Annotated in this window: 7 protein-coding genes and 1 pseudogene; 1 reads left to right on the forward strand and 7 read right to left on the reverse strand. The window is 44.7% G+C overall.

From position 1 onward, the window contains the following. Nucleotides 1-783 (reverse strand): annotated as a pseudogene (locus tag BSCG_RS0127365) (hypothetical protein); the annotation flags it as partial. Nucleotides 784-896: 113 nt separating this feature from the next. Next, the gene (locus BSCG_RS19945; protein WP_008775324.1) at nucleotides 897-2,423 is read right to left on the reverse strand and encodes a sulfatase-like hydrolase/transferase; all 1,527 of its coding nucleotides are present in this window, start codon (nucleotides 2,421-2,423) and stop codon (nucleotides 897-899) included. 218 nt (nucleotides 2,424-2,641) lie between these two features. Here BSCG_RS19945 and BSCG_RS19940 point away from each other — a divergent pair, with 218 nt between their 5' ends. Beyond that, nucleotides 2,642-3,604, forward strand: coding sequence for a polysaccharide lyase (locus tag BSCG_RS19940; protein WP_225450084.1), 963 nt, complete (start codon nucleotides 2,642-2,644; stop codon nucleotides 3,602-3,604). A 64-nt stretch (nucleotides 3,605-3,668) separates the two neighbouring features. Here BSCG_RS19940 and BSCG_RS19935 read toward each other — a convergent pair whose 3' ends face one another. Genes BSCG_RS19935 through BSCG_RS19915 form a run of 5 tightly spaced genes read right to left on the reverse strand, consistent with a single transcriptional unit; the run spans nucleotide 3,669 to nucleotide 12,004 of the window. Further along, a complete protein-coding gene (locus tag BSCG_RS19935) occupies nucleotides 3,669-4,445 on the reverse strand; it encodes a hypothetical protein (RefSeq protein WP_004322903.1) in 777 nt (258 codons plus the stop codon). A gap of 44 nt (nucleotides 4,446-4,489) precedes the next feature. Next, nucleotides 4,490-5,779, reverse strand: a complete 1,290-nt coding sequence (locus BSCG_RS19930; RefSeq protein ID WP_004322902.1) for an IPT/TIG domain-containing protein — start codon at nucleotides 5,777-5,779, stop codon at nucleotides 4,490-4,492. 20 nt (nucleotides 5,780-5,799) lie between these two features. Then, the gene (locus tag BSCG_RS19925; protein ID WP_004322901.1) at nucleotides 5,800-7,248 is read right to left on the reverse strand and encodes an IPT/TIG domain-containing protein; all 1,449 of its coding nucleotides are present in this window, start codon (nucleotides 7,246-7,248) and stop codon (nucleotides 5,800-5,802) included. Between the two features lie 36 nt (nucleotides 7,249-7,284). After that, entirely contained in the window at nucleotides 7,285-8,829 is a 1,545-nt protein-coding gene (locus BSCG_RS19920; RefSeq protein WP_004322900.1) for a RagB/SusD family nutrient uptake outer membrane protein, read from the reverse strand. A gap of 13 nt (nucleotides 8,830-8,842) precedes the next feature. Further along, nucleotides 8,843-12,004 (reverse strand): SusC/RagA family TonB-linked outer membrane protein, encoded by a 3,162-nt coding sequence (locus tag BSCG_RS19915; RefSeq protein WP_270293264.1) that lies wholly within the window; start codon nucleotides 12,002-12,004, stop codon nucleotides 8,843-8,845. Nucleotides 12,005-12,070 lie beyond the last annotated feature (66 nt).

The following is a 12,070-nucleotide window of genomic DNA, read 5'->3' on the forward strand; positions in this document are numbered from 1 at the left end:
GAATTCCGTGCAAATCAGTTTCTTTGTTACACCATATTTATCGCGGATAATACGGAAATCATCTTCCGCCTGGTTGATTTTCAATGCGTGAACGTGTAAGTCGAGCCCTACAACATTAGGATTGTTATTAACCACAGAGACTACCGCAGGTACCGTTTCGCTCTTCGGCAATTCGGATACACGGTTCAATGCTCCGGCATAAATATCAAATGTCCATCCATTAGCCTGTTTCCAGGCAGTCAGCCGATTGGCAAACTCATTCAGAAATGCCCGATAATCCTCACCGTCCGCATGACAAAGATCGGTATCCAATGCATTCTCCCATTCCGGTTCGTTACCCATGACAAGTATTTCAATATTCTTCGCCATATCATAGGTTTTCAGTAATACTTCAGTTGCCTGAAATATGTACTCCATCTCCTTAGTTCCTACTTTGGGAACCGTGTCGGTATATAATTCAAAAGGTATTTTCAGGCTCAATATAAATTTCACACGGTCGCCCAAGGCTTTCTTGGCCTGAATAAATTTCAGTGTAGGAATATGTGTCCTGATGGCATTTTCTTTCACACCAACAATCTTCCCGTTTTCATTCTGAAGAAACAGATTGGGGATATTGACAAATCCTCTCACCCAAGTCACTTTCGACTGTTTCAACATCTCTATTTCCGTAATCGGGTAATCTATATTTTCATTATAGTTCGCCCCCAAATCCTGCGCCTTTGTTCCCATCGAACATAAGAACAGCAATACAAACATTAAAAAAGCTTTCATTTTCATATACATACTTCAAGGTTAATTGTCCGACATCGAACAGAACAAAGGTAGAGAAATAAACTCCGGTAGAATAGAACGATTGTTTTATCAACGGGATTTATGTTCAGAATAAACATTTGACCTTATTTTAATGGTTCTTCTTCTACTTCACTGCGATAATAACCGTCCACTTCAGCAAAGAAATTCTGCTTCAGGGAGTCCAGAAGTTCGGGCTGTTGTGCCGCCATATTCTGGTATTGAGTTCGGTCGGCTTTTACATTGAATAAACCGTATTCACCCAAGTTACCCAATTCATTTCCGGTCAGGTTGCGTTCGGAACCTTTATAAGGAGGCATCATAATCCAGTCGCCCGAACGATAAGCCATACGTCCTTGCGCTTCCAACACTACATCCTTGCGGGCAGTCTGCTCTTTTCCGAAGAAAGCATCCAGATAGTTCCGACTATCCAAACCTTCCGGCAAATCGGCATGTATCATCGACCCCAGAGAAGCAAGAATATCTACCTGGCAAACCAGTGCATCGGACACAACCGGCTGAATCTTTCCTTTCCAATAAACAAACAAAGGAATATGCGTACCACCGTCGAACAAACTATATTTACCTCCGCGCAGACCTCCTGCAGGAAGGTGATCGCCTGCCAATTCGGGAGCTCCGTCTTTGTAACCGTCATTCAGAACCGGCCCGTTATCACTGGAGAAGATAATCAGTGTCTTTTCCAACAATCCTTCTTTCTTCAGATGGGCGAGCAATTCACCTACGCACCAGTCGGCCTCAACAATAGCATCTCCACGAGGTCCCATAGTCGTTTTCCCCACAAAACGTTGATGAGGAGCACGGGGAACATGGGGTTCGTGCAAGCCATAATAGAGGAAAAAAGGAACATCTTTATGTTCAGTTACAAAGTTCTTCACTTTATCGACAAAATAGTCCACCATATCTTCGTCTTTCCAACGGGCTTTCTGCCCGCCTTTCATATAACCTATACGGGGAATTCCGTTAACTATTGAATTATTGTGTCCGTGAGCCCATTGCATCTTCAACATTTCCGGGTTGGAAATGGCGGTCGGTTCGCCTTCAAAGTTCTTTTCGTAACTCACCTCGATAGGGTCGGACGGGTCAAGTCCCACAACATCACCGTTTTCTACATAAACAGTCGGGACACGGTCATTTGTCGCCGCAATCAGGCAAGAATAATCGAAGCCGATTTCTTTTGCACCCGGTTTCACGGTTTCATTCCAATTGACATTTCCGTCTCCCATTCCCAAATGCCACTTTCCGATAGCTCCCGTCGCATAACCGCATTGCTGCATCATCTTCGGCAAGGTGAACTGATTTTCATTGATAATGAGAGGAGCGTCTCCCGGCAGAATTTTTGCTTCTTTATTTTTCCACGGATACATACCGGTCATCAACGCATAACGACTGGGAGTGGACGTTGCCGAAGTAGCATATCCGTTCGTGAAGCAGACTCCTCCATGAGCCAAGCTATCGATATTCGGAGTATGAATCGTAGTCGAGCCATAAGCACTGACATCGCCAAAGCCCAAATCATCGGCAAGAATCACAATCACATTCGGCTTTTCTTCCACTTGCTGAGAGGTACAGCTGACTAAAGATAATGTTGGAACAAGATAGATTAAGTTTTTCATAATAGTATGCAGTTAATAACGATGCAAATTTAGCCACCACTTGTTTATTTATATAGAACAAATGTTTAATAATGGGGAGTCATGTACATCCTGCAACGATTCCTTGGAAGATTATTACAAATATTTGGGCAAATATAAAAAGCCGGTTTCTACAGAAACACCTACCTTTGGTTATCATTAAATATCCAATTAATAATTCCAAAAAGACACCATCTACAATGAAAAACCTATTAATTTTCACAGTTACTCTCCTGATCCCTTTATGCAGTTGCTCGCAAACAGAAAATACGGACACTGATGAACCGGTGATTCCTCCCCCAAGCAACAATTACGTTCTGCAGGGCAGTATGCAAGGCAGCGCCGAATTAGTAGAAGCCGGCTACACTCAAATACACCAATATATGCGAAAGATTGGTTGGGACTATTCCGAACATCCCAACAGCTCTTCCTTAGACCACAAGGACGGAGTGCACGGAGAAGTTATTTATGATTTGTTTATTCGACAATACATTTTCAAACTCTCCATTCATGCCAATGAAAAAGCACTGGATGGAGACCGTGGCAAATTAATAGACCGCCAACGCAATGAGATGAAAACACAGACCACGCCTTCCTGGTATAAGTTAAACGGCAACTGGGATGAATGGCAACAACTAAAATGGAAGTTCAAGATTCCTAAAGATTTCCGTCCGTCCGGCAGTTTTACTCATTTACATCAACTAAAGGCACAGGAAGGCAACAACGGTTCACCCGTAATTACTATCACTGCACGAAGCAACGGAAACGGGAGTAATCGCCGTATACAAATCATTCATAACGGAGATACCGAAGAAACAACGAAAGGTACTATAATAGACAATCTCCCATTGGAAGATTTCGAAGATGAATGGATTCAGGTAGAAACTGAAATGCACTATACCCACAATGGCTCGTTTAGTATCACTTTAAGCCGACTCAGTGACGGGAAAAGACTTGTTCAACGTTCCTTTGATGACATAGATTTATGGAGGAAGGGAGCAATAAGTATCCGCAATAAATTCGGCATATACCGTAGTTTCGGCAAAACCCTGACGGATGAAAATGACCGTCCAACCAACGGAATCAAAGATGAACATATTCTACTGGCGGATTTCAAGGTATACGAGAAAAACACGAATCCTGATCCGCAACCGCATGATTAAGAAAAAACTGCTAAAATGACTAGATGAAAATGGGGAAGCCCAAACTTCCCTCATCTTCTATTTTCTATTTACCAATTGCAGTCGCCCAGTTATCAGCAAAACGGAAATTACCGACTCTGCCCTTATATCCTCTGCGATATCTGAATGAAATCCCTTTCAACCCATTCTTCAAATCATTCTCTTCACCGTCGGCAACAAGCGTAGCTTTAGGTTCCTTCTTACTCAATTCCGGATTAACAAAAAGGGAAGCCTGATTCTTGTCGTAATCGACTTTCAATATCAAAAGGTGGGTTTTGTCATAATCATAAGTTTCTGTTCCCTCTGTACGCATATTGCGTACAGAGACTCCAAACTTAATCTTATCCTTACCTTCGCGTGCAACAAACACCTTCCCTCTATTGGCTCCTCCCGTATAATTAATATCCAAAGCCACAAAATCGGCAAAGTTGCTACCTCCCAACTTGGAGAAGTTGGCTAGAAAAGCCAGATAATAGGTTCCCTTTCTATATTCCTTATTTACATCCGTAAGAGAATAAACACTAAAACGACTACCTTTGATATCAGCCGGAAAGTTGCCTATATCTATGGATAATCCTCCTTCCGGATACCCTTTATAAGAAAGCGCCTTGCCTACTAACGGACTTCCTACTCCTTCCAGCGGATTAGTGGAAAACGCCCCATTCCAGGAATCGGTACGAATCGGCTCTTTCTTATCACCATAAACAGCTTTTTCCAGTTGGTCACCTGGTTTATAATCTTTCAGGAGATCCTTTTTCAGAACTTGCGCATTTGCCAACAGAGCAAAAGACATGATTGCCACTGATAATACTACTTTTTTCATCACATTATTATTTTAATAATTATATTCATAAAAACTTGAAACGATCATTTCTGATAATACAAATCAAAAGTTATAGTTGCATTCTCATTATTCCAGGCAGAGTCCTGAGTAAAATCCACACCGATTGAAAGAATGCGCATGATACCAATCTTATCCCCCTTATGCGGTGTTTTGAAGGCGATCACGCTTCCAACTTCGAAAATAGACTCGTCTTTTGTTGTCTCATCCTTTTTAAACGTGCGTATATCCCGTCTTTTTATATCCATTCCGGCAAATGCATCCGTAGATAATTCTACCATCTTGCCATCCTTCACTTTATCAATAATAGCTTTCTGTGCTTCATCCGTTTCCGACAATATCAGGAATGTGGTCTTATTGGAGTAATAGTTTGGGAAGAGTCTCTCAACATCTTCAGCTTCAGAAGAAGAAGTCAGTCCTTCCAGTCTTTTTCCCTCACACCAGCAGTTTCTCAAATTCTTTCCAAGCCGTTCGGGACTTTGCAGATTAAAATCCATAGGGCTATTGCAGATGGTAGCAAAGTCTACTTCTCTTTCTCGCTCGGTAGTCAGAATACAAGCAGCTACCACTTCGCCCTTGTCGGCAATCATCATACTTCCGAAAGTAGAATTACGATGTGCTCCCAGTTTAAGATTAGGATAAGACAGCCATGCCATTACCGTTACCTGGCAAGCAGGAGACAATTCTATCTCTTTTTCACCATTCGCATAAACCAGTTTCACAGCTACCGTAGCAGTAGTCTCAAAAACCGGAACTTTGAATATCAGTGTTTCTTTTTCCAGACTTATGACTTCCGCTTCCGTCTCGCCAAACAAAACTTTTTCGATAGATGTCAGTTGCGTACCGGTAATGGTAATCAGCTCTCCCTCCGTTACCGTGGCAGGAAAATCCTCTGAGGTGACCGTCGGATCTTCCGGTACTCCGGGCTCTTCAGGCTCTGCCGGTTCCACCCGGGTATATCTGTAAGTCGTTTGTCTCGAAGCGTTGTAGCCGTAGGTTATCACCAATTCGTCATTATCAAATTCAAACCGGTTGATGAATCCGCGTTCATAGACGAGCAACGAATCTCCCGCCACCCGGTATTTTCCTTGCGGGTAATCGGTCACAAGATTATCATCCACATCGAATGTCTGTATAGTTGATGTATAGTCGCTGCCAAAAATGGCAAGCACTTTCGGATAAGCCCCTACACGTTGCCACGTCCCTTCTACGGAGTTCACTCCCAAGTTACCGCTATCCCATTCGGAATCATCGTTATCACATGCGGCAAATGCCCAAAGTATCAGCGGTAATATAATAAATATACTCTTTTTCATATCTTCCTTTCATTTAGTCATTAATCTTTCTGGAAATAGAAGTTCAAGGTCATCGAACCTTTAGTGTCGGAAACACTTTCCATCTGGACTGCTACAAGTTCCACAAAACCTATTGCCACCAGGTTCTTGCCATCCACATCACTATACACCAAAAGCAAATTGATGCCTCCAATATCAAATCCTTCCAGATTGGTCTTGTTATAGTTGTCATCCAAAAGCTTATAACGGGCTACCTGTTTGGTGCTGCCTGTCAGATTCAATCCGTCAGCTTTCGCCTGCTCGATGCTGATTTTCTCCAAAGTTCCATTTTTAATCTTATCCATATATGCTTTCTCTGCCGGAGTCGTTTCGAGCAGCTTGCGGAATCTCAGATTGAGTCCGTCGGCTTCGAGCGCCTTGCCGTTACATTTGAATTTATGAATATTCAGCTTTTTGGAGAACCCTGCCAACTGCATACCGTCGCTGTTTTGTGTAGCGCACAAATGGATAATCTCTTTATTATCCGCAAACTCACAAGGATTATAATATTTACCGGTTGTTCCGCTAAATAGATTCGCATTCTCACTGCCATGCCCGTAAAGGGTTATGTTTTTCCAGATATATACTTCGGGGACAATGACCTGGCAGTCTTCGGCCGTTTCCAGTTTCGTCTCGTCATAATAATAAAGAGTAATCTTCTTTGTGCCTGTGACCTCGTATTCCGCACTCAGCTGACAGGTCAGTACATCGGTTGCCCGTTTGGTGATTTCCGCTTTATATTCACCCACGAACACACTGTCTACTTGTGTAAGATTCACGCCTTTGATTTCAATCGAAGAGCCGGCGGAAGTCATTCTCGGATAGTCGCTGACCGACGGATAAGCCAGCTCCAGTGAGAAAGGCGTGCCGGAAGTACTCACCTGGCGAATCTCCGTCCCATACTGATAATTCAAAACAATATCCACCGCCTCATCTTTAAAGTAAGGTACTTCCACTTCTATTTCTTCCCGCGTCTGGGTGACAACCGTCGCCTCTTTGGTTCCGAAAAGTACGCCCGTCACAATGTCCAGGTTCTCTCCCGTCAGGCCAACAACGGTATACGGCCGGGACTTATTCACATAACCGGTCAGCTCGGGAATCACATATTCCATCGTAAAGCTTTCTGAGGTCTTTATACTCCCATAAGGAGTAAACACCTCAATAATGCCCGATACAACCTCATTCGTCACTCCGGCAATAACCAGTGAGCGGTTAATCCGATACTTCACGTCCGTCTTCACTCCACCTATCTTGATGGAGTCTACCTCTTGCAGGTTAGCGCCCGTGATACTGATCTCTGTTCCTGCCACTCCGTTCTTCGGACTAAAGTCGGTCACTTCGGGCGGATTCTGGTTCGCCTCAAACATGCTCAATTTCTCATTACAGGCAGTAATGCCCAGCAGTAGGGCAACGGCAGCCATTAATGTATATATATATCGATTCATATTCATTATTTCAAGTTTTTAAATTTACGGCAAAATGGTCTGTCACACACCTGAATATCCCGAATTCTGCGTAGCGTTCGGAGCAGTAATAATCACGTTGTAGGGAATAGGCAACAGTAATTGCCAGTTTTCCAAAAGCGGGTCTTTCACATATACGGGCGTTTTCTCGTTCGCATAGTAATCGGTCAGAGCACCTGTACTCTTATTGCGCATCTGTTCGGTCGTATAGTGTTTCCTCATTACATTTATCAATTGTTCCGTCCGGAGCAAATCGAACAAGCGGTGGTTCTCCAAAGCAAACTCCAGCCGTCTTTCTTTAGCCATCGCTGTCCGGTATTCCGACTTGGTTGTAATGGGCTGCACCTCTTCGACCTTCTTCAGTCCCGCCCGCAGACGGGTTGCGTTGATATAGTCGAGTGCATTTTGCGTGGGTCCGTTAAATTCATTTTCTATCTCACCCAACATTAGCAACACATCGGCAAACCTGAGAATAGGCCAGTCGTTTTCAGCATCATAACGCACCGTTACCGGACTTAGATACTTCGTCACATAAGACACATATTGCGTTGCCCCCTTCTGGTCAATCCAGAACTCCTTCAATATAACATCTTTCCGAGTCTCACCTGCTTCCGAATTATAGGTGCTGATCAAATCCTCCGTCGGACAGTTGTAGCCGTTTCCGCTACCGGTCAAAATCATATTCTCACTATTCACCGGAGCGAAATAATTGGCGAAAGGCGACCCCAGTCCGTTTCCTCCAGACAGATAGCGGGACACAAAAATCATCTCCTTATTCATCTCATTCGAAATACTGAACACATCCGCATACGAGCTTGTCACCAGTCCGTATCCGCTGTTCTTCTCCACATCTTCCAACAAGAGTTTGGCCTGAGTAAGCATCTCCTTGTCCATTCCATTTTTGGAAAGTGTCAGATATACCTTTCCAAGAAGCGTCTTTGCTCCCCATTGGTCTACGCGTCCGATATTACTGCTGTCATATTTAACGGGCAGTTTTCTGGAAGCATAATCCAGATCGTCAATAATCAACCGATAGACGGCATCCACCGTACTCCGCTCATAATTTTTAGCTTCCTCGGCCGTGATTCTTTCAGTCACAAGAAACAACGGTCCATACAGGCGAACCAGATTGAAGTAATGATAGGCACGGATAAAGCGGGCTTCGGCATCATACTGTTCTCTCAACGTCACGTTCGTCACCACCTGCGAATGTCCAAGCACTGTATTGCAATTCGCAATGTTATGATAAGCCTTTTCCCAATACGCATTATTGATCGTATTGGAAGGCTCCACCTTGAAAAGGTCCAGATTGGCAATCTCCAGACTAGTCCCGGTAGTCGATCCCTGTCCTTCATGCCTGGTATTGTCCGAACGGACCTCGGTCAAAAAGAATTCATTGTTCAATGTTCCGTGAATGCCATTGTAACAAGCCATCACGGCGGCGTTGATTTCTTCTGCGTTCCGATAGAAGTTCTCACTGTCCATCTGGTCGTAGGCTGCCCTGTTCAGGAAATCCTCGCAGCCGAACAGCAAAAATAAAGCCGGTAGATAAATTAGTATATTCTTCATGGTTCTCTCTTTTTTAAAAGTTAATATTCAGACCAGCACTGAAGGTGCGTTGAATAGGGAATGCTCCTCTCTGCAAAGCATTTCTGGCCATAGCCGTCCGGTATACTCCGCTTGCATAGCGGGCTTCGGGATTGATACCGCGATAGCCGTCCGACCACAGGTACAGAAGGTTCTGTGCGGAAACATAAACCCGCAATTTGGAAAGTCCTACTTTGCGTGCCGCCTTCCTCGGCAAGTCGTAACCCAGAGTGACATCACGCAGCGCGATAAATCCGGCATCCTCAATCTGATAGTCGGTCAGTGAATGCTGTATTCCGTTGTCGCGGAAAGGCGTTTTTCCATCGCCCGGATATTCGACGCTCAACCATCGGTTGGCCACGTACTTCGTATTCCACATACGGAACTCATTATAATTATTGTCGGTGTTATACACCTTTCCTCCTACCTGACCCTGAAGGGTGAATGCCAAATCGAAGTCGCGATACTTCAACGTATTCGTCATACCCCAGATAAAGTCAGGATAAGGATTGCCGAGAGGCACACGGTCGTTGTCGTCAATCACATCATCACCGTTCGTATTGGCTACACGTAATCCTCCCGGTTTGTCATTGATATGATGCGGATTATTGTCTATTTCTTCCTGACTCTTCCATACGCCGATTGTTTTGAATCCATAGAACTGGATCAGCGGATCACCCACACGGGCAATGTAGTATTCTTTATTTGAGCCCGGCGTGACTTGTTCGGACGGTCCGCCCAAGTCGAGCAGCCTGTTGCGCGTCAGTGACAGGTTGAAAGAAGTGCTCCATTTAAATTGTCGGTTGTTGATATTGTAAGTAGTCAGTTCCATCTCGAAACCACGGTTTCTCAGTTTACCCTCATTTGTCCAGGCTTGTGTATATCCGGCGATGCTGTTAACCGTTTTCTGATAGAGCAGACTTTTCGTGATAGAGTAATAGTAGTCGAAAGTCAGCCCGATGCGATTGTTCAGCAGAGAGATATCCAGACCGAAATTCGCCTGATTGGTTTGTTCCCACTGCAAGGCCCGGTTGCCCAGAGAAGCGGAGTTGTTGGCCAGTCCGGAGACAACCGAACCGTTGCCCTCGCCAAGGATATAACCTGCCGAATCGAGCAGGTCCGTATTAGCATAGCTTTCGATAGCATCCGTACCCGTCACACCGTAGCTCAATCGCAGTTTCAACTGATTCAGCCACTTCGCCCGTTCTTTGATGAATGATTCTTCCGAGATTCTCCATCCTGCCGATACGGAGGGGAACCATCCCCATTTATTATCTTTACCGAATTTGGAGCTTCCATCCGTACGCAAACTCACTGACAACAGATAGCGGTCTTTCAATGCATAATTGACACGGCTGAAATAAGAAACCATCGCATTGTCATTCTTCCATGTGCCGGTACGCAGGGTGGTACCTTCGTACTGGTCTATTCTTCCTGCCGCACTCAAGTAATGAATGTAATCGGTAGGAAAATCGAATCCCAGAATCCCCGTCCTCTTATTCGTATATTTATAGACAGAGGCTCCCAGCAGCCCATCCAACTGATGAATACCTTTGAACTTCTTACTGTAATTCAATGTATTCTCCGACGCCAGGTTGATAGACTTGCTGGAGGTATAATATCCACGATTGGAATCACCTGCACTTTTCGCCCCTACATTCTGATAAGTATCCGTCTCAGTAAAGTTGAAATTGAAACTATTGGAAGAGCGGAAACGCAATTCTTTCAGTAACTTGATATCGATATATCCCTGCAATTGCATACGGTATTGCCCTTTCGGACTAAAAACATTATCGATAATTCCACGGGGATTGTTGTTCGTCGATCCCCACGGGGTAGCTGTCACGGTCTTTTCCAGCCCCGTCTGCGGATCAATAGTTGTATAGGTCTTACCATTAAAATGCGAACCTCTCGTATATTCTCCTACCGGAACACCTGTAATGGCGGATGTCTCTTCGGTATGCTTCACCGGCATCCAGGAAGGGGTTCTCACAAAGTCCGTAAAGTTGGTTGCCGGACGTTCGGATTCGGTATAGGAAGGAGCGATGTTTATACCTACCGTCACGCGCTTGGACAAATCGGCGTCTATTCTCGCTTTTACATTATACCTTTTATAATAGTTCTTCAGCATCATGCCCTCGTCGCTGTTATAAGCACCGGAAATATAATACCGGATACCACTGCTACCACCACTGACGGAGAAGTCTACATTATAATAGTAAGCATTGTCGTTGAAGGCTTCCTGCTGCCAGTCCGTATTATTATTGATAGCTGCATACGCCATCTCTTGTGAAGACAATGATGTACCCAACAAATTATGTTCCCTGATGCGTAAATCCAGATATTCTTTCGTGCTCAGCACGGAATGCAACTTATAGTTCGACTTTACGCCCCACTTGGCTTTCACCGAATATTTAGGTTTGCTGATAACGCCGCCTTTAGTTGTAATCATGATAACACCGTTGGCTGCACGCGAACCGTAGATAGCCGCCGATGCGGCATCTTTCAGTACCTCGATGCTTTCCACATCACTCGGATTGAGCGATTCAAGACCGTCGCTCACCGGGAAGCCGTCGACGATAATCAGCGGATTGCTGCTGGCACTGAATGAAGAAGTACCTCGAATGGATATATCCGGATCGGCTCCCACCTCGGAAGTGGTGTTCAGAATCTGCACACCGGCCACCTTACCCAACAGCGCCTGATCCAGACGAGGGGTAGGAACGTCTTCGATACCGTCCATATTGACTTTTGTCACCGAACCGGACAAATGAGATTTCTGCTGCACACCATAGCCCACCACAACTACTTCGTCCAGTTGCTGCAAATCTTCGTGCATCACTACGCGTACCTCTTTCTTGTTCTTTACCGAAACTGTCTGGGTGGCGAAACCTACATAGGAGAATTTCAATGATGTTTTGTTCTTCGGCAGGCTGATGGAGAACTTACCATCCATATTCGTGATCGTTCCGCCGGAAGACCCTTCCACCATAACCGATACCCCGATGAGAGGCTCGTTATTCTTATCGACTACAACTCCGCCGACAACTGTGTTCTGTTGCGCCTCGTCCAAACCGGGCGAAAAAGCCAAAGCGGGAGTTCCAACTATAAATACCATGAAGAGGGTACTTATCAAAAAGATAGGAATTCTTTTCATATTACAATGTTTTTCATATTTACGTTCGCGGAAAAACAAAAACGATTCTTTCCCGGCCGGAGAAAG

The organism is Bacteroides sp. 2_2_4, from assembly GCF_000157055.1.
Classification (GTDB): domain Bacteria; phylum Bacteroidota; class Bacteroidia; order Bacteroidales; family Bacteroidaceae; genus Bacteroides; species Bacteroides ovatus.